Here is a 19,604-nt window from a genome sequence, read left to right as displayed (position 1 = left end):
ATCATTCCCATTCAATTGTTGCCGGTGGTTTTGTCGTTATATCGTAGACAACTCTGTTAACTCCTTTAACTTCATTTACGATCCTTGATGAAACTCTCTCAAGCACATCATATGGTAATTTTACCCAATCGGCAGTCATGCCATCCTGACTTGTCACGGCTCTTAAAGCAACCACATATTCATAGCTTCTTTCATCGCCCATGACACCAACAGATTTAACAGGCAAAAGCACAGCAAATGCCTGCCAAATTTTATCATAAAGATTCGCTTTTTTTATTTCTTCTATAAAAATCTCGTCAGCATTTCTTAAAATTTCAAGTTTTTCATATGTAATCTCACCAACAATTCTAACAGCAAGTCCAGGACCAGGAAACGGATGACGATTTAATATCTCATCATCAAGGCCAAGTGCTTTCCCAATGTTTCTTACCTCATCTTTGAAGAGTTCCTTGAATGGCTCTATTAACTTAAACTTCATTTTTTCTGGGAGCCCACCGACATTGTGATGAGTTTTTATTTTAGAAGAAGGCCCTTTGTAGGATACTGACTCAATCACATCTGGATATAAAGTCCCTTGTGCAAGAAACTCAACATCTTGAAATTTTTCTGCTTCTTGCTCAAAAATTTCAATAAAAGTGTGTCCTATGATTTTTCTTTTAATTTCGGGATCCACCACACCGCGTAATCTATCAAGAAAAATTTCACCTGCATCAACATAGTGAAGGTTGACACCGAGCTTATTGAACATCTCAACTATTTCTTTACTTTCATTTTTTCGCATTAATCCGCTGTCAATGTAAATCGCGATTAAATTTTTATCAATTGCCTTAGTAAGCAATACAGCAAGAACCGTTGAATCAACTCCTCCACTTACTCCACATATAACTTTTTTATCCCCGACGATTTCCTTGATTTCTCTAATTGAGTTTTCAATGAAAGATTCAGCGTTCCAACCACCTTGGCATCCGCAAATTCTGTATACGAAATTTTTCAATATCTCACTACCTTTCTCTGTATGGGCAACCTCTGGATGAAATTGGACGCCGTAGATTTTTTTCTCTTTATTTCGTATAGCACAAATAGGAGAATTTTCGGTTTGAGCGATGACATCAAAACCATCAGGTGCTTTCAAAAGCGCATCCCCATGGCTCATCCAAACAATAGTGTTTGAATTTAAACCATAGAAAAGATCGTCATCTTTTTCAATTTTTAAAATCGCTTTGCCATATTCTCTTTTCGCAAACCTATCAACTTCTCCACCAAGTTTATATGCAATAAGTTGGAGTCCATAACAAATTCCAAGGATAGGGATTCCGAGTTCAAACAATTTAACATCAACTTGTGGCGAACCATTTGCATAAACGCTTGCAGGACCACCAGAAAGGATTATCCCTTTGGGCTTTAATCTTTCAATCTCAGCGATAGGGAAATTAAAAGGTTGAATTTCGGAATAAACTCCTATCTCTCTTATTCTTCTTGCTATTAATTGTGTGTATTGTGAACCGAAATCAAGTATGAGAATAAATTCGCTGGGGCGCATCAGGTTTTTGAATTTGTGAGTTTTGATTTAAATATAAAAAATTTTTCAAAATCTCCATAAATAATTTTGCCCGAAAGAGGCGAATCCCTTATGAAAAGCTCAAAGATTTGAATCTTTGTGCGAATCAGAAAGGTAAAAATCCAGAATCGCAACTTTAAATTTCACCCCCAATAAAACAAAAATCCCCCTCTTGGGTCAAGAGGGGGAAGGAAATGTCTTCAAATACTTGCTAAATGTGAGGACAAGTTGAACTAATTAAGCAAATTGATCAAAGAGTTTTTCCAATCGTTCTTTTCTTAACAACTCATCAGCTGTGCCATCAAATTTTGACACAATTCTTTCAAGATTTTCCTCAAAGGTTGGTCTCTCCTCGCGATAAAATATCCCAGTGTAAATTTTATCCTGAGCCATCGCAAGCTCAAATGCTTTGAGCTTATTCGTCGGATCGTGATCAGGCGGAATATCAACAACTCTCTCTCGGACAAAGTCAAAAGTTATTTCCATATTAAAGGTCGGACATGGAGATATCACATGTATAGCAGCGAAGCCCTTATGCTTGGTCGCTTCAATTATAAGTTGTGTCATTTGTTTCGTGTTTGACGAAAATCCACGCGCCACGAAAGTAGCTCCATAAGCAAGGAAAAGCATAACAGGATTTATTGGCGGTTCAATTGCTCCATATGGAGTTGTTGTCGTCATCATCGTTAAGGTTGAAGTCGGTGAAACTTGCCCCTTCGTCAAACCATAAATTGCGTTATCAAGAACTATATAAACCATATCAGGATTTCTTCTTGCAACATGCGGAATATGCCCTCCACCTATTGCGAATCCATCGCCATCTCCACCGACAACAAAAACTTCAAGATCAGGGTTTGCTACCTTCACACCAAGAGCAACTGGTAAGGCTCTACCATGCACAGTGTGAAGATTATATCCTTTTACAAAATGCGGAAACCTACTGGAGCAACCGATCCCTGAAACAATGCTTATTTTATGTGTCGGTATTTTCATCTCTCCTAATGCTCTTATAAAAGCTGCAAGCACTCCATAATCACCGCAACCCGGACACCAAGTTGGTTTAACATCACTTTTATATTCAACCTTTGCCTGCTTTATTTTCTCAATTACTTCGCTCATTTGCGACCTCTATTATTTTGTTGTAAATTTCTTCAGATGTGAAAGGAATTCCACCGTAATTGTTAAGTTTAATTGGATTGTAATCCACAAATGTTCTCAATATGTTTGCAAACTGACCGTGATAATTCTGTTCAACAACGATAACTTTTTTATAACTTTGAATAATCCCTTTGACCTTTCGCTTTGGCAATGGATTCAAAATTCTCGGATGATAATGACTTACTTTAACGCCCTCCATTTCCGCTCTTGCTATTGCTTCCCTTATAGCTCCATAAGTTGAACCCCAAGAAATCAACAATATCTCCGCACCATCAACTCTGTAATAGTCATTATCTTCATTTTCAAGCTTTTGGGCAAGCGTTTCAAGCTTTCTAAACCTCTTCTTTTGCATCTCTGTGTGAACTTTAGGAGTATAATTTGGATTTCCACGCTCATTATGTTCAAGTCCTGGTGCTATGTATTCAAAGCCTGGATGCCCTGGCGTCGCTATTGGATTAAGACCTGTTTCCGTGATCTTATAGCGGAGATATTCTGAATTATAATTATCGTAATCTGGTTCAATTCTATTTACCACTTCCAATGAATCAATATCTGGCTTTGGGATTGCCTCAGTTTGATAAGCAAGAATCTGATCCGAGAGTATAATCACAGGCATTTGATATTCTTCGGCAAGATTAAAAGCTCTTACCGTCTCATAGAAACATTCACTAACATTAGCAGGGGCAACGACTATCCTTGGAGCTTCACCAGGCCCACCAAAGACAGCGTGATAAAGATCTGTTTGCTCCGTTTTGCTTGGCATCCCCGTAGAAGGTCCTGCTCGTTGAACATCAACTATAATGACCGGTAATTCTGCCATTGAAGCGTATGTTATAAGTTCTGTCATTAGAGCAAGCCCTGGACCTGAAGTTGGAGTTATAACTTTTACACCAGCATATGACGCACCAATACAAGTTGCAAGAGCTGAGATCTCATCTTCATTTTGAATAACTTTACCTCCAAACCTCGGAAGATATCGCGCTAAAAACTCAAGCACTGGAGATGCAGGTGTGATCGGATAACCAACGGCTACTTTACAACCAGCTGCTATTGCTCCAAAACCAATTGCTTGATTTCCTGAAAGAATTATCCTTTTATCCTTGCCCTCTGGTTCTCCAAGTTTAAATCTACTTAATTCATCAAGATATCTATTCGCATATTCAATTCCGCTTCTAAAAGCTGTAAGGTTCTGCTCAAGAATTTTTTCACCCTTGCGTTTAAACTTATCAATAATTTGATATTCTGATTTTTCTACGGGAATCCCAAGCACAGCGGTTAAAAACCCAGTTGCAACCATATTTTTTGCAAGATGAGTCCCAGCAGACATTGCAAGTTCTTTAAGCGGAACTTCATATTTCTTCTTTGTAAAGCTTTCGGGCGGTTTGCACTCTGCTGGATCGTAAAACAATACTCCATCATCAGCGAGCAAAGAAGCATAATTATCAAATGCCTCTTGATTAAAAGCCATTAAAATATGAAGCTTATCACCCATTGAATAAATATCGTGTGGGCTTACGCGAAATTGATACATTGCAAGCCCACCTTTGATTTCGGCAGGGAAAGTTCTAAATGTAAAAACACGGTATGAAGATCTCGCTGCAGAATATGTCAGTATCTCTCCTGCGCTCATCACACCTTCTCCACCTTCCCCACCAATCCTTACAACTATATCGTTTAGTTTTCCATTAACCGACATCTTTTCAAAAGGTTTTTGTTTTTAAGAAAATTTACTCAAAAATGGGAAAACTTTCATAATATAGGATGAAATCACCCCGAGCGAATTCGTGAAAATCAAAACGCCAAGTATAATCAAAATCACCCCACTTATTATTTCAACGACATTCAAATATTTCCTTACCTTTGAAAACCATTTGAAAAAGAAATTAACACTCAAGCTTGTTATGATAAATGGTATCCCAAGACCAAGGGAATACACAGTAAGAAGCATAATTCCCTGCTTGATCGTCTCTTGCTGTGACGCAAGGACAAGGATAGTTGCAAGCACCGGACCGATGCAAGGAGTCCACCCGAAACCAAAAGCAAAACCAATTAGAAAAGCTCCAAGCAACCCCAAAGGTTTTCCTCGCACTTTAAGTTTTGCTTCATAGTTCAAAAATCCTATCTTGAAAATCCCAACCATATGCAGACCAAAAAGGATAATTATAACACCAGCAACTTTAGAAATTATATTCATATTATCAGATAAAAACTTGCCAATCGCTGTCGCCGAAGCCCCGAGGGCAATAAAAACAATTGAAAAACCAATTACAAAAAAAACAGAACTTAAAAAAGTTTTGCTTAAAAATTTCTTTGAGCCACCTTGTTCCCTTAATTCTTCAAATGAAAGCCCCGATATGAAAGAAATATAGCCAGGAACAAGTGGGAGTACACAAGGCGAAAGAAATGACAAGATACCAAACAAAAACGCCGTTAAAAATCCAACGCTTTCCATTTTACTTTCTCTATCATTAAATTTGATAAAAAAACCCCGACCTTTAGTCGGGGACATTAAAAATTAACTTTCGCTACTTTTTTCTTCCTCCTCTAACTTAACAACATTAACCATCACTTTAGCGCTAATATCAGGATGAAGTTTTATTGGCACCTCATACTTGCCAAGCATCTTTATCGGCTCATCCAGTAAAATTTTTCTTCTGTCAATTTCAAAACCAAGTTTTTCAAGTTCATTGGCAATCACTTGCGCTGTTACGGAACCAAATAAGCGTTCATTTTCTCCAGCTCTCATAGCAATTGTAATTTCAACTCCTGCGAGCTTTTCAGCAAGTTGTTGAGCTGTTACTCTTTCTCTCTCAAGTTTAAACGCTTTTTGCTTTTTCTCTGTTTCTATCATTTTTATATTTCCGGGTGTAGCAGGTAGAGCTATTTTTCGCGGTATCAAAAAATTTCTCGCATAACCATCTTTTACATCAACAATATCACCAAATTTTCCAAGATTTTCAAAATCCTGACGCAATATAACTTTCATCTTTGCCTTCTCCGTTAAATTTTGTTCTTATTTCACTGCTTCAGCAACGAACGGAAGCAAAGCAAGATGTCTAGCTCGTTTAATAGCCCTTGTCAATTGACGCTGATGCATCGCACAATTTCCACTAACCCTGCGTGGGATTATCTTGCCTTGTTCCGTTAGAAATTTCCCAAGTTTCTTCTCGTCTTTATAATCAATGTAGATCTCTCCAGCTTCGCAAAATCGGCATATTTTTTTCTTCCTTAAACGCAGTACTTTTTCATCATTTTCCATCATGCTCTGATTCAAAATTTATTTTTTGTTAAATTTTCGGTCCCTCGTTTGAGAGATACTTGTTCAAATTATTTGATTGACTCTGGGAAGAAGAGGATTGACCTTCATTGTTGCCCGAAACCATTCCTCTCCTATCAAGAAATTGAATTCTTCTTGCCTTGATCTCAACGACTGTCCTGGTTCTACCATCAGCAGTTTTCAAATTTCTGCTTTGTAATTCACCTTCAACAAGAACGGCGCTTGATTTTTTCAATCTACCTCTGCAAGATTCAGCAAGCTTGTTCCACGCAACAACGCCTACAAAACAGACATCTTCCTTCCACTGCCTCTTGCTATCTCGGAATCTGCGATTTGAAGCAATCGTAAAGTTAACAACCGGTGTCCCTTTGGTCGTTTGACGAAACACCGGATCTTTAGTTAAATTACCAACTATAACAACGCTGTTCAGCTCGGGCATTTTGAGTTCTTTTGCCATAGATCGTTCCCTCCACCATTTAAGTTTTAACATAATTTTTTACAAATAAGGAAACTCTATTCTTCTTCACCTTCTTCAAATGTTTCCTCTTCTTCCATTTGTGCTACTGATTCAACGCCTCCAAGCCCAAGATGCTCAATCGTGATTCTTCCTCGCCTTTTCTCCTGTTCCTTGGCTTTTAGAGCTTTCTTCGTAACGACAACAGTAAGATATCGCATTATGTTTTCATCAAGCTGAAACGCCCTTTCAAGCTCGCTTACTATCGTCGGTGGGGCAAAGTATTCAAAATAAACATAAAAGGCACTGTTCTTCTTGTTTATCGGATAAGCAAGCCTTCTTCTGCCCCATCTTTCCATCAAAATTATCTCTCCACCGTGCTCTTTTATAAAGTTCTCGTACTTCTTAATAATTTGTTCAATTATTGGATCATCAAGCGAGGCATTGATCAAAAATGTTGTCTCATACCATCTCCTTGACATCATATTCTTTGGGATTTTTCTCGCCATTAAATTAACCTCCATTTGGTCTTTTTGTTTTTAAAAATTTTTCGGACCCAGGAACAACGCCTGGATCATGGAGTTTTATCTTTTAATTTCACCTTCTTATTGAACTTGTTCATCGCAGTCAAAATTCCATCAGAGATAAAACAAAATGTTGCTTCAACCGCTTGCTTAATCATCTCGTTTAGCTTCTCAATCTCATCTTCATCAAACTTTGAAAGGACAAAATCAACCATGTTTTTCATCTTTTCAGGATTTCCTATTCCACATCTTAACCTTGGAAATTCCATCGTCTTCAGGTGATAAATTATTGAATAAAGTCCATTATGTCCACCGTCGCTACCCTTTTGCCGTATCCTTATAACTCCAAGAGGTAAGTTTAAATCATCACATATAACGAAAACATCTTTCAGATCAACACCAAATCTCTCCACGACATCTTTAACAGCTAATCCGCTGTTGTTCATATATGTTAACGGCTTAACGAGCAAAAATTCGTTTCCTTTGTATTTACCTGAACTTATAAGATATTCTCCCTTACCGGGCTTAAAATTCACATCAAGTCTTTTTGCGATCTCATCAACTACCATGAACCCAACATTATGTCTTGTCATCTCATATTCAAAACCAGGATTTCCAAGCCCAAAGATGGCGATCATTTTTAAAAGAACTATTTTTACTCGGATTTCTTTTCAGGTTGAGATACTTGTTGAGCTTCCTCTGGCTTAGCTTCAGTTGCTATTTCAGCACCTCTCGGTGGAACAACAGCAACAATAACTGAGAGCTCACTTTCAAGGATCCTAACACCAGGGATATTTAAATCACGGACATGAATTGAATCACCGATATCAAGATTACTTATATCAACCTCAATATGCTCTGGGATAGCATCGCTTAAGCACTCAATTTCAACAGTATGAAGAAGATGTTCAATAATTCCACCTTTTTCAACCCCGGGGGCTTTACCAACTAAAACAATTGGCACCTCAAGCGTTATTTTTGCACCTGCCTTCAACCCATAAAGGTCAAAATGAATCGGCTTATCCGTCACAGGATCAAACTCAACATCTTTCAAAATACACTGAACTTCCTTCCCGGTATCCAATTTCAGTTTTATTATATGTGTCTCTGTTGTATAAATTAACTTTTTGAGTTCTGTTTCTTTCACAGCAATTGGCAATGGTTCATCGCCCGGGGCATAATAAATTCCAGGTATTTTCCCAGCACGTCTAAGTTGATTTGAGATACTTTTTCCTGGTTTCCTTATCTCTGCATTTAAAGTTATCTCTGTCATGCTTTAAATTTTGAATTTTTAGTTTTCAATTTCAAACAAAACACTCACTGATTCATTGCAATGAATTCTCTTTATAGCTTCGGCAAAAATTCGTGCAACTGAATGAACCTCAATTTTTGGTGACTGTCTTTTGAGTGGAATTGTATCGGTTACAAGTATTTTCTCAACTGGAGCGCTTTCAATTTTCTCAATCGCATTGCCTGACAGAATCGGATGAGTGCACGCGCCAAAAACTCTCTTCGCTCCCCTATCAACCAAAGCATTAACTGCGTTAACAAATGTCCCAGCAGTGTCAATTATGTCATCAACTATTACTATTGTTTTCCCTTTAACATCTCCAACTACATTGACAACTTCAGACTCATTTGCACGCAATCTTCTTTTATCAATTAACACTAGCTCCGCATTCAATCTTTTAGCATAGCCACGAGCAAACTTAACACCACCTATATCAGGCGAAACCACAACAAATTCTTCCTCACCGACTATCTCTTTTATTGCTGGAACGAAAACAACCGCAGAGTAAAGATGATCAAACGGTATATCAAAGAAACCTTGGATTTGCGGAGCATGTAAATCCATTGTTAAAATCCTATCTGCGCCTGCAACTGTTATCAAATTCGCGACTAATTTTGATGTTATCGGAACCCTTGGTTGATCTTTCCTATCTTGCCTTGCATAACCAAAATAAGGTATAACTGCTGTAATTCTCCGTGCTGACGCCCTCTTTGCAGCGTCAATCATTATTAAAAGCTCCATCAGATTATCCGATGGCGGGAAAGTTGATTGGATAATAAATACATCATTTCCACGGATATTTTCAAGATACTTAACCCAAATTTCACCATCACTGAAATTCCTTATCTCACAGCTTCCAAGCGGTTCTCCTATCTCACTTGCTATTTTTTCAGCAAGCTCTCTACTTGACCTACCAGAGAAAATCTTAAGCTGACTCATTCATTCTATTTATTACTTTTCCATCGCTTCATCAAGTCAAGAGCAAAGATAAAAAAAACTTACAAATTAACCAAACATAAACAAAAAAGTTTTTGCTGGGGCGGGAGGATTCGAACCTCCGAATGGCGGCTCCAAAGACCGCTGCCTTACCGCTTGGCGACGCCCCAAAAAGAGCTTCACGAATGGCGTTATTAATTTAATAAATTGAAACAAATTTTTCAAATACAAATGCACAAGCCCAAAATAATTTGCTCTTTTCTAAATTTTTGCTATTTTTGAACACAGAAAGAAAAAAGAAAAATGATAAAATGAAACGCGTCTTTCTGCTTATAATCTTTTTGTCTTCGTTTTCAATCGCTGGTGGAAACTCCACATATGAATTTTTACGACTTGACATAAGCCCGAGGGCTTCTGCGATCGGCGGAAATTTCATCGCTATGCTTGATGACCCAAACTTACTTTTCTACAACCCAGCTGGCTTATCAACACTCAAAAATACCTACGCAAGCATTGGCTTCTTTAAACATTTACTTGATATAAACCTCGGTTACTCTGCTTACACAACAAAACTTGAAAACTTTGGAAACATCGGTTTTGGCTTAATCTATATAAATTACGGCAACTTTAATCAAACTGATCGGTACGGAAATCAACTAGGCTCTTTTTCAGCTGGTGAACTCGCAATTGTTGCAGGATTTTCAAAAGAATATGAAAAAATTAAATATGGCATTAATTCAAAACTAATTTATTCATCAATCGCTGGTGCTCGCTCAATTGCCATCGCTTTTGACATCGGCGGAATGTATGTAATTGAAGAACAAGACCTTAACATAGCGCTTACGCTAAACAATATCGGGACCCAGATAAACAGCTATATCTCACTTAAAGAAAACCTTCCATTTGAGATAAAATTTGCAATTTCAAAAAAACTTGAACATCTTCCACTCCGCTTGAATATCGGTTTGAATAAAATAAATGAAGAAACACCTAAAGTCTACGACAGAATTAAAAACTTCACAATCGGTGGGGAATTCAACATATCGGAAAATTTTGATTTCAGGTTTGGATATAACAACGAAAGAAGACAAGAAATGAAGATAGCACCGACACTTGATTTAACTGGTTTCTCGCTCGGCATCGGGATAAAAATTCAAAAATATAAATTTGATTACTCATTAACATCGCTCGGTAAAATTGGCTCTCTACACCAGATCGGTTTAACCGTTAAATTTTAGCGATTCTTCACATCAATTATTCTCTCTGGAATCGTAAACATACTCCCGCCGAGATGATGTATCGTCTTCGCTGTTTTAAGATCTACTTTCAGATATTCATCAAATACTTCCTCTTCAACGATCGCTCTTAAAACTCTGCCGATTATTAAGTGGTGATCTCCTGTTGGATAGATTCCATCAACTTTACATTCAAGGTTTGCGATACATTCTTTTATCAACGGTGCTGAAATAAATTTTGCTTTTTCTCTTGTTAATCCTGTCTTTTCAAATTTGTTCACATCTCTTCCAGAATTTTTCCCACAGAAATAAACCTCTTCCAAAATTTCAAGCGTTGGAAGGTTAACCGCAAATTCTTTGCTTTTCTGGATCAGCTTATAAATAAATCGCTCTGGTCCAATCGCAACAGCAACGAGGGGCGGTTCTTTACTCACAGGAGTATTCCAAGCGATCGGCGTGATATTGTCCTTCTCTTCATATTTAGCTGTTACGAGAACGACTCCGCCAATGTTTAAAATCCGATTTGCTTTCTCAAGCGGTATTTCTTTTTTCATTGTGTTAATAAGTTTATTTTTAATGTGCTTCATTCAATTTCTTCCGATGGTAATTTTGGTTCAACCATTATGACTTCCTCACGCTCAACTATCACACTTCCCTCAGGTGCTCCTCTCGGCTTTCTCACATATTTTCGCTTTGTCACGATAACAGGGACAAGCGAGGATGTCTTCGCTTCGCTAAAATATGCTGCGATACCCCCAGCCTGTTCAATTGCCTTTTTACTAGGTTGTCTTCTTCCCGTTTTCAAGACCACATGTGCCCCACGAACACCACGAGCGTGAAACCATAAATCTTCTTTATCAGAAAATTTCAAAGTTAGCAAATCATTACTTTTAGCATCTTTCCCAACCCAAACCTCAAACCCGCCATCAACGACAAATCTTCTAAATTTGCTTCCGATTTTTTCAGCAACCTTGTCTTTTATGATTCCAAATGCTTTCAAATCTTGAAAGTTTTCATCCTTAAATTTTTTCAAATCATTATGATTTTCACACTTATCAACTTTCTGAATCAAACTGTTTAGTTTCTCCTTGTTAACTTTCAATCTTTCCAATCGCTCCTCCGCAATTTTCAATGATGCCTTTGTTTTCTTTGCCTTTTCAAAATATCTCTCGGCATTTTCAACAGGTGAAAGCGATGGATCAAGTTTAATCCTTACTTTTTCATTTTTTTCCGAAAACACATTCAAAAGTTCAACTTCACTCATACCTTTGTGTAATGCATTTAAATTAGCCATCAAAATTGAGCCGTAAATCTCATACATCCGAGCTCTTTGATTTTCGTTGATTTCCTTTTCAACTTTCTCAATGGTTCTAATAGTTTTATCAAGCAAGTGTTTAAGTTTTTCCAAAATTGATTTTTTCTCGTTGTAGAAATCCCTGTTTATTCTCGTCTCAATTACAAATCTTCTTATAGCCTCATTTATTTCGGCAAACTCAACTTTCTTAAAGTTCAGATGTGTAAGTTCAATAATTGAGAAATGTCTCGGGAAAACACCATCGTAATAAATTCGTGGCTTTGGATTGTTAAGCTCTTTATCAATTTCTTTCAAACAAAGCCAAATTTTTTCAACATTTGCATCACCGGATCTGTGAACAACTTCCCGAGCAATTAACATATCAATAGTATCAACAATTTTAATAAGTCGTGATATCGGCTCGTCAACATTTGAACTCTCCCAAAAACTTTTAAATACCTCAAAATTATTTATCATTACATCATAGTTTGTTTCAACCTTTTCAAATTCAAATTTTCTCCCGATGTTTTCCTTCGGATTTTTAAATGAAGCTATGATCTCGTTTTCAATCGTTGTAAGAAAGAAATTAACTTTGCCAGTGAAAAACTGGAAAAGAAGTTTATGCTTTGATGAAAGAAGGACTTCAATAATTCTATCCGCTTTATGAATTTCAATTTTAACTATTTTATCCCCTTGGATTTCCGGAAAGATATCAAGCGAATTTTTTCTTGCCCTTTCTAGCTTCGGACGCAAAAACATATACCCTTGCCCCGTCGCATTTAATTCAAGTGTAAAAGCATTCTCCCCCTCAAGATTTATGTGAAGTGTATCTTTTTCTTGAGTAAAGGATTCATTTATGGTTGTGCCTTCAATTCTTGACTTTATTTCCTTAACCAGGTTTTTTAAAGTATGATAGTTTGTGATCATTGGTCAAATTTGTCACTTTTTGTCCAAAATTATGACTTTTAACTTATAAAAATTCGCTAAAAATTTATTGAAATTTTAACAAACACGGCAAATTTGATTTGGCATAGTATTTGCATAAGTTTTTAATTGAGAGATGCACCTGAATAAGCACTTTGACAAGCACTTTTATGAAATGTCGTTCTTTAGATTGATACCCCGCCGTAGCACCTCCGTTGGCGATTGGGCGATCCCTCAAGGGACGCCCGATCGCTTTTTTATTTTTATTTTTACTTTGAAACCCTTTTTAGTTTTGTAAAATTTTACAGCATCAGAAAAAGATTTCATGATATAAATTCCACGGCCGGACTCTTTAAGCAAATTCTCCGCTGATGTTGGATCTAAAAAAATGGTAGTTTTAAATCCCTCGCCCTCATCTTGAATTTCAATTTCAAAACTTTTTTTAAAAGCTCTGAACTTAACGGTTACCTTTTTGGAAGAATCAAGCTTATTACCGTGGACAATTGCATTTATAAAAGCCTCACTTGAAGCGAGAGAAATTCTATAAAAATCTTCATCAGAAATTTTATGTTTTTTCTTCAATCTCTCAAGAAATTTTTCAAACTTTTTCAAAGATGAAATATTGGATGGGAAGCTTGCGATATCGGACTTGAAACGAAATTTCTTCATAAGTTTATTGTCAAATTTAAATTCAAAATTGGCACTTCACTTACCTTGCCACCCAACCTCAAACGCTCCATCCAACCGTCAAAGTTTAATTTAAATTTTTCATTTGCTATCTCAATTTCTGATATAGGACCTGACGCAATTATCCTCGTATCAGGAACTCTGTTAAGTTCAACGAATCTATATCTTCTCTCGTTAAAGAAACGATAACCTACCGAAAATCTTGCACTTTTATTCAAGGAGTAGTTTAATTTAAAACTATATTCGCTGTTGCTTATAAAAATTACTGGTTTTGTTTTAAATTCTCTCCATTTCAATCTCCCGCTTTCTGAAAGTATCACTTGCAAATTTCCGCTAAAACTCAACCTACTAAACACTGGAAAGGAAATTGAATCATTAAAATAAAATTGTCTGAAAACATAACTTTTCACCATAGGTGTGATCGTCTCAAAATCATAAACTGTGTAATTCGCAAGGACTGAAAAACTTGCTCTGTTCCTCAAGCGCTCGTTTTCAAAAATAATTGAAGGGGAAAGTTTAATTATTCTGTTCCAATTGTTATTCACGCTTCTTGTTGCAAAGATATAAACAAGATGTTGTCCATTTAGGTCAAGCGGTATCTCCATCCGAATTTCTCTTGAGATATCTAATTTCAGAAAAACGCGGAAAATCTGTAAGAGCTCATCTCTATCATCATCATTTAAAGCACTTGGTGTGTCGTATCTAAAAAGCGAAACATAAAACATCCCGCCTACTGTTAACCAATCCAAAGGATCAAAAGAAATTTCACCATTTACAATCCTCCGCAAACTTTTATTGTTTTTCTGCTCTTCGCTTTGTTTTATCCTCAAAAACATGCTCTCGGTTGTTAACTCATGTTTTTTAGGTTTGTGAATTTCGTTTCGCTCGGAGTATCCTATTTCAAATTTTGTTTTAAATTTTTCCGTTGAATATGATAAACCCGTGCTCATGTTAAGTGTAAATTCTTCAATATCTGAATCATAAAGCGAAGGCGTTTTATAACGCACCATCTTCGCTATGTTTCGTCTGTTTAAAGCAAAGTTTAAATTTAAAGTTAAGTTATTGATCAATGGATAGTCCAAAAGCAAAACTCCTGTTATTGCCCTCTCATCTCTTCCCTCAATGTTTAAATTAACACCGTAAGTTTTTTGTATATTTGAATCAGCATAGAAATAAAAGTCACGCTTAACGCGCTTGATAAAAATTTCCGCTTTGCTTTCAACATCAGCGGTAAATTTTCGCCATACGGTTAGATTGAGCGATGAAGTTATGTTTTTTCTTGGCTTAATAAAATCCTCCTGGTGCTCTATATTTGTCTTTAGATGATAATCAGAGATCAATAAATCCGTCGTATCAGAAGAAATCCTGTAAACCCAGCCATCGTCTTTTTGTTTCATTTGATAATCAAGTTTATATCCACTTAAAAAAGAAAAACCGAAATTTGAAAATGGCATCACCTTAATACCAGATAATAGATCAGTTGAAGATGCCCTGCTGAATCCCACAAGTTTATCATCAACAAATGAAACAGAGTTTAAAAGAAGCGATATCTTAAAACGAGAGGAAATGCTTTTATGAAATCTAAACTTGAAATCGTTATCGTCACGAACAAATTTTCTGTCCGTTTTTATTATCATTTCTGAAAACTTCTCGTAAATATAAATGTCAAAAGAACCTCTTGATGTGTGAAAATTTAAAAGACCATTCCAATAAAAGTTTGAAAATTCGCGATTAAACTTGAACTGAAGCAGATTTTGCGATGACAAAGTTGAGGTTAAAATCATGAAGATCACTATTTTAAGACACAACGCTTTCAACTATTGCTATCATTTTTCTCTTTGTATCAATTCTTATCTTGGCTCCAATCGGGAGAGTGATTTTCTTTGGGATATGCCCGTAACTTAAATTTGCTATAACAGGAATCTTAAGATTGCCTAAATAATCTTGAAAAATTTGTTCAAGGGTCAAACTTTTCTCTGGCTCCTTAGGGGCGCAATCTGTAAACTGTCCGAGAACACAAGCCTTAATTTTGCTAAGTACTCCCGAGTTTTTCAGTTGAGAGAAATATCTATCAATTCTATACGGCTCTTCCCCAATGTCCTCAACTACAAGGACCGAATTACTGAAATCCGGTTGAAATTTAGTTCCAATTACCGAAGCCAATAGAGATAAGTTTCCTCCAAGCAGGATTCCCGTTGATTTTCCATGACTTAAAACGCTGATGTCTTTATCGTCAGGATTTTTTATTTGAATTTTGTCCGATTTTGAAGTCAAAATTCTCCAAAAAAATTCCTCAGCATATGGATCAAAATCGGAATAAATATCAACCGCAAGCATCGGACCTGAGAAAGTTATCAGCCCAGTTTTTTTGAAAATCGCAAGTTGAAGCGCAGTTATATCGCTATAGCCAACGAAAATCTTTGGATTTTTTCGGATCGCGCTGTAATTGATTTTATCAAGAATTCTCGGCGTGCCATATCCACCTCTTACACAAATTATCGCACGGACTTGCGGATCCGAAAACATTTCATTTAAATCCTCAGCTCTTTCATCATCATTCGCAGAAAGATACCCATTTCGTCTGTAGATATGTTTACCTAGCTTAACCCTATATCCCAAACTTTCAAGGTAAGCAACTCCTTTGTCAATTCTTGAAAAATCATCTGGGGAGCTTGCAGGGGAGACGATTCCAATTACATCCCCCTTTTTCAATGCTGGTGGCTTTATTCTTTTTCTATTTTTCACGATCAAATCCGATTTTATTTTTCATCTTCGGGAAGTTTTATGACTTCAATCTTCACAAGTGCTGTTCCGTCATTTAAAAAACCAAGTTGTTTAGCTGCTTCATACGAAACATCAATAATTCTATTCTTTTTAAAAGGTCCTCTATCGTTTATTCTAACGATGACACTTTTATCGTTGGCAAGGTTCGTGACTTTAACAATTGTCCCAAGTGGCAAAGTTGGATGAGCTGCTGTAAGGGAATTCATATCGTATATCTCACCACTTGTCGTTGGTCTACCGTGAAATTCTAATCCATAATATGAAGCAACACCGATTTGAACTTTTTCAGAGATTCTGAATGTTTCTTGAGTTGAATAACGGACAGCGCTCGTGCAGGAGTTAAAGGCAAATATCAAAATGAAGATTGAAGTTTTCAAGATCCTCATAGATACTTTTCCATATTTTTTCGTTTAAGGTAATTGACTATGTTTCTTACATCTTGCGCTCTATCACGCTTACAAATCAAAATTGCATCCTCGCTGCTGACAACTATTAAATCTTCAACCCCAATCATTGCAATTAAGGTTTTGTTCCCTTCAATTAGTGAATTTTTGACATCAATTAAAACTACATTTTCTGGATTTGAAGAGATATAATTTCCATCTTTATCTTTTGGTGCAAGGTTATAAACTTCTTCCCAACTTCCAACATCGCTCCATTCAAAATTTGCTTTTATCACATAGGCTCTGTTTGTCTTCTCCATAACTCCATAATCAATGGAGATTGATTTCATTCTTCCATACGCTTGTTCAAGGACAGTTTTGAATTCATCAGTTCCAATTGTTTTGTCAATTGTCATTAATTCTTCATATATATCTGGCAAATGTGTTTGAATTTCGTCAAGTATCACATCAACTCTCCATATGAACATACCGCTGTTCCAAAGAAAATCTCCGCTTTCTATAAATTTTTTAGCTGTTTCTAAATCAGGCTTTTCAGCGAATGTTTTTACTTTATAAACTCCCTTTTCTGAAAGTTCGCTCTCATCATCCTCAATGAATTGAATATAACCATAGCCAGTTGATGGGTATGATGGTTGAATTCCTATCGTTATTAAACCATTTGTTTTATACGCTGTTTCAATCCCTATTTTTAATGTGTTGAGAAACTTTTCCTCATTTTTTATGAGATGATCTGATGGTAGAACGACCATCACTGCATCAGGTTGACGTCTTCTTATAAACAAAGCTGCGAGCCCTATGCAAGGTGCTGTGTTTTTGGAAAGCGGTTCAAGGATTATGTTTTGAATTGGAAATTTTGGTAACACCTGAACAAGTTCGGCTGTTTGATTTTTGTTTGAAACAATAAGTATGTCCTCCTCTGGGATAAGTGGATTTATTCGTTCTATTGTCTGCTCAATTAAAGATTTTGAAGATAGAATGTTTAAAAATTGTTTCGGTTTTCTTGATCTACTTTTGGGCCAGAATCTTGAGCCGACGCCACCTGCCATTATCACCGCAAATGCTTTTGACATGATTTAACCCTTTTTGTTTTTAATTTCTCACATAAATTCTTGGAACCCTTGAAGAAATACCGCAACAGATTTCATAAGGTATTGTCCCAAGCAAACTCGCTACATCCCACGCTGTTATATTTCCATTACCGAATAAAATTACATCATCCCCAACTTTTATATCTGTGCTTAAGCCCACATCAACCATGATCTGATCCATTGTTACGGTTCCAACGACTGGGAAAATTACGCCATTTATTTCAACTTTCCCAAGATTTGTAAGTGAGCGTCTAAAGCCATCTGCATATCCGATAGGTATCGTTGCTATTTTAGTTTTTTCTTTCGCTATGAACCTTCGTCCGTAGCTAATGCTTGTCCCAGGCTCAACCTCTTTAACAAATGCGACTTTTGATTTTAATGTCATAACTGGTTTTAGTTCAATCCTGTTTTTGACCTCAAGCGATGGATGATAACCGTATAGCATGATCCCTGGTCTAACCATATCAAGATATGTCTCCGGCATATCAAGTATAGCCCCAGAATTTGCACAATGTTTTAGTGGTATATCAATCCCAGACATATTGATCTCTCTTATGATGCTAATAAATCTTTCAAATTGAAGATATGCAAAGGATTTGTCTCTTTCATCGGATGTTGCAAAGTGAGTGTAAATCCCTTCAATGTAAAGATTTTTAAAGTCGTAATAAATCTTCTTAACAAATTCGTATGCGTTTTTATAATCTATTCCAATTCTTCCCATCCCTGTATCAACCTTAATGTGACATTTTGCCTTTTTCCCAAATTTGTCGCTGAGCACATTAAATTTCTGTGCGCTTTCAAGCGAAGTTATTGTCGCTGTTAAGTCATATTTAAAGAAAAGTTCCATTTGATATTCAAACGCTGGGGTGAAAACAAGAATTGGTATATCAATTCCATTTTCTCTTAATTCAATTCCCTCCTCAGGAATTGCAACAGCGAGGTAATCAGCACCAAGCGATATAGCTAATTTTGATATTTCAATTGCACCATGACCGTAGGCATTTGCTTTCACAACGGCCATTATTTTAATGCCCCCACCCACCAGTTTTCTTACTTGTTTAAAATTAAACTCAAAAGCAGAAAGGTCAATCTCCGCTCTCGTTGCTCTCATTGGAAGGTTTAAATTTTTTGTAAAGGAAATCTTTCAATTGCTCAAAGTCGTAAAAAATTTTATCCACACAACCTATGATCCATGACGGAATTTTTGAAAACTCAAATTTTGATACAAGGAAAACAGGCTTGTTAAGAAACTTTGCAAGCGTAATTTCACCTTGGGTTCCAGCTCCCTTTTCAGCGCTCTCATCCCAAAAACAGATGATATAATCGCATTGTTTTACCGCCTCAATATCTTTTTCAACAATTCGTCTAATTATTTCCGTAAACTTTTCTGGCGAGGTCACCTTTAACTCTCTGAAGTTTAAAATATCAGGATAGTTCTCCTCAAGAAACTTTTGCGTCTCTATCACGGGGTTAAAAACGAAATGATTTAAATTTTCCCTCAACCATCTTTCAATTTCAAATCTCCATACGAAGATCTTTTCATTTGCATATTCCATTCCGCCCGAAAGGTATACGCGCAATTTAAGATCAAAAATTTGTTGCGTTTTGCTAAACCAGTAAAAATATAGATGGAATAATTTAAAATTTCAAACAAAACAAAAAAACCCGAACACACAGTTCGGGTTTTTTTACCACTGAACTACGGCGGGGGGAGGTGCTATGGTTGATAGATCACGGGATCTACTTGCCTATTTTAAATAGACTGTATACTTTCTCTGCGACTTTATCAATCACATCATCAGAGTTATAAAAGCCCGTTTCAATCTTCTTTTTAACTTCTTCAATTCTTTCCGCTCTTTTCAATCTATAGATTTCCCTTGCTTCACTTGAAATCTCAATTTTATCTTTCTTCTCCTCCGTTTTTTGCGTTTTCCGCCCGCTGTTCTCTTCAGGCAGCGGTATTTTTCCGCTTATTTCATTTATCCTCATT

General features: G+C 36.5%; 21 protein-coding genes, 1 tRNA gene and 1 pseudogene. 1 reads left to right on the top strand and 22 read right to left on the bottom strand.

Annotation, left to right across the window (positions count from 1 at the left end):
• Window position 1: 1 nt before the first annotated feature.
• The 12 genes from guaA to NZ923_02860 form a co-directional block, all read right to left on the bottom strand.
• On the bottom strand, window positions 2-1,543 hold the full coding sequence (gene guaA, locus NZ923_02915; protein ID MCS7228970.1) for a glutamine-hydrolyzing GMP synthase: 1,542 nt from the start codon (window positions 1,541-1,543) through the stop codon (window positions 2-4).
• Between the two features lie 252 nt (window positions 1,544-1,795).
• A complete protein-coding gene (locus tag NZ923_02910) occupies window positions 1,796-2,677 on the bottom strand; it encodes a 2-oxoacid:ferredoxin oxidoreductase subunit beta (GenBank protein MCS7228969.1) in 882 nt (293 codons plus the stop codon).
• A complete protein-coding gene (locus tag NZ923_02905; GenBank protein ID MCS7228968.1) occupies window positions 2,661-4,412 on the bottom strand; it encodes a 2-oxoacid:acceptor oxidoreductase subunit alpha in 1,752 nt (583 codons plus the stop codon). Before NZ923_02905 ends, NZ923_02910 begins: the two co-directional genes overlap by 17 nt.
• A gap of 21 nt (window positions 4,413-4,433) precedes the next feature.
• Entirely contained in the window at window positions 4,434-5,168 is a 735-nt protein-coding gene (locus NZ923_02900) for a cytochrome c biogenesis protein CcdA (protein ID MCS7228967.1), read from the bottom strand.
• A 63-nt stretch (window positions 5,169-5,231) separates the two neighbouring features.
• Window positions 5,232-5,702: a 50S ribosomal protein L9 gene (gene rplI, locus NZ923_02895; GenBank protein ID MCS7228966.1), complete on the bottom strand. Its 471-nt coding sequence runs from the start codon at window positions 5,700-5,702 to the stop codon at window positions 5,232-5,234.
• A gap of 27 nt (window positions 5,703-5,729) precedes the next feature.
• Entirely contained in the window at window positions 5,730-5,975 is a 246-nt protein-coding gene (gene rpsR / locus NZ923_02890) for a 30S ribosomal protein S18 (GenBank protein MCS7228965.1), read from the bottom strand.
• A gap of 28 nt (window positions 5,976-6,003) precedes the next feature.
• Window positions 6,004-6,450, bottom strand: coding sequence for a single-stranded DNA-binding protein (ssb, locus tag NZ923_02885; GenBank protein ID MCS7228964.1), 447 nt, complete (start codon window positions 6,448-6,450; stop codon window positions 6,004-6,006).
• A 56-nt stretch (window positions 6,451-6,506) separates the two neighbouring features.
• A complete protein-coding gene (rpsF, locus tag NZ923_02880) occupies window positions 6,507-6,956 on the bottom strand; it encodes a 30S ribosomal protein S6 (GenBank protein ID MCS7228963.1) in 450 nt (149 codons plus the stop codon).
• Window positions 6,957-7,021: 65 nt separating this feature from the next.
• On the bottom strand, window positions 7,022-7,609 hold the full coding sequence (gene pth, locus NZ923_02875; protein MCS7228962.1) for an aminoacyl-tRNA hydrolase: 588 nt from the start codon (window positions 7,607-7,609) through the stop codon (window positions 7,022-7,024).
• 17 nt (window positions 7,610-7,626) lie between these two features.
• The gene (locus NZ923_02870) at window positions 7,627-8,244 is read right to left on the bottom strand and encodes a 50S ribosomal protein L25 (protein MCS7228961.1); all 618 of its coding nucleotides are present in this window, start codon (window positions 8,242-8,244) and stop codon (window positions 7,627-7,629) included.
• A gap of 18 nt (window positions 8,245-8,262) precedes the next feature.
• Complete coding sequence (locus NZ923_02865) at window positions 8,263-9,201, bottom strand: ribose-phosphate pyrophosphokinase (protein ID MCS7228960.1); 939 nt, start codon at window positions 9,199-9,201, stop codon at window positions 8,263-8,265.
• A 95-nt stretch (window positions 9,202-9,296) separates the two neighbouring features.
• Window positions 9,297-9,368, bottom strand: a tRNA-Gln gene (locus tag NZ923_02860).
• Between the two features lie 141 nt (window positions 9,369-9,509).
• Between NZ923_02860 and porQ the strand changes: the two genes are divergently transcribed.
• On the top strand, window positions 9,510-10,436 hold the full coding sequence (gene porQ / locus NZ923_02855; protein ID MCS7228959.1) for a type IX secretion system protein PorQ: 927 nt from the start codon (window positions 9,510-9,512) through the stop codon (window positions 10,434-10,436).
• Here the strand turns inward: porQ and NZ923_02850 are convergent.
• From NZ923_02850 to NZ923_02805, 10 genes and pseudogenes are all read right to left on the bottom strand, one after another.
• Window positions 10,433-11,020 (bottom strand): flavin reductase family protein, encoded by a 588-nt coding sequence (locus tag NZ923_02850; protein MCS7228958.1) that lies wholly within the window; start codon window positions 11,018-11,020, stop codon window positions 10,433-10,435. The genes porQ and NZ923_02850 overlap by 4 nt on opposite strands.
• Window positions 11,017-12,654 (bottom strand): NFACT RNA binding domain-containing protein, encoded by a 1,638-nt coding sequence (locus NZ923_02845; protein ID MCS7228957.1) that lies wholly within the window; start codon window positions 12,652-12,654, stop codon window positions 11,017-11,019. The genes NZ923_02850 and NZ923_02845 overlap by 4 nt, the downstream gene beginning before the upstream one ends.
• Window positions 12,655-12,885: 231 nt before the next feature.
• Window positions 12,886-13,320, bottom strand: a complete 435-nt coding sequence (locus NZ923_02840) for an ATP-binding protein (GenBank protein ID MCS7228956.1) — start codon at window positions 13,318-13,320, stop codon at window positions 12,886-12,888.
• Window positions 13,317-14,975 (bottom strand): hypothetical protein, encoded by a 1,659-nt coding sequence (locus tag NZ923_02835; protein ID MCS7228955.1) that lies wholly within the window; start codon window positions 14,973-14,975, stop codon window positions 13,317-13,319. Before NZ923_02835 ends, NZ923_02840 begins: the two co-directional genes overlap by 4 nt.
• A gap of 160 nt (window positions 14,976-15,135) precedes the next feature.
• Window positions 15,136-16,083: an LD-carboxypeptidase gene (locus NZ923_02830; protein ID MCS7228954.1), complete on the bottom strand. Its 948-nt coding sequence runs from the start codon at window positions 16,081-16,083 to the stop codon at window positions 15,136-15,138.
• A gap of 38 nt (window positions 16,084-16,121) precedes the next feature.
• Window positions 16,122-16,400 (bottom strand): annotated as a pseudogene (locus tag NZ923_02825) (septal ring lytic transglycosylase RlpA family protein).
• 104 nt (window positions 16,401-16,504) lie between these two features.
• The gene (locus NZ923_02820) at window positions 16,505-17,596 is read right to left on the bottom strand and encodes a sugar phosphate nucleotidyltransferase (protein ID MCS7228953.1); all 1,092 of its coding nucleotides are present in this window, start codon (window positions 17,594-17,596) and stop codon (window positions 16,505-16,507) included.
• 19 nt (window positions 17,597-17,615) lie between these two features.
• Window positions 17,616-18,725 carry an alanine racemase gene (gene alr / locus NZ923_02815; GenBank protein MCS7228952.1) on the bottom strand — a complete coding sequence of 370 codons (1,110 nt, stop codon included), beginning with the start codon at window positions 18,723-18,725 and terminating at the stop codon, window positions 17,616-17,618.
• Window positions 18,700-19,194, bottom strand: a complete 495-nt coding sequence (locus tag NZ923_02810) for a hypothetical protein (protein MCS7228951.1) — start codon at window positions 19,192-19,194, stop codon at window positions 18,700-18,702. The genes alr and NZ923_02810 overlap by 26 nt, the downstream gene beginning before the upstream one ends.
• Window positions 19,195-19,354: 160 nt before the next feature.
• Entirely contained in the window at window positions 19,355-19,603 is a 249-nt protein-coding gene (locus NZ923_02805) for a flagellar biosynthesis anti-sigma factor FlgM (protein MCS7228950.1), read from the bottom strand.
• Between the last annotated feature and the right edge of the window lies 1 nt (window position 19,604).

This window comes from Candidatus Kryptonium sp., assembly GCA_025060635.1.
Classification (GTDB): domain Bacteria; phylum Bacteroidota; class Ignavibacteria; order Kryptoniales; family Kryptoniaceae; genus Kryptonium.
This window is presented reverse-complemented; position numbering and strand designations above follow the sequence as displayed.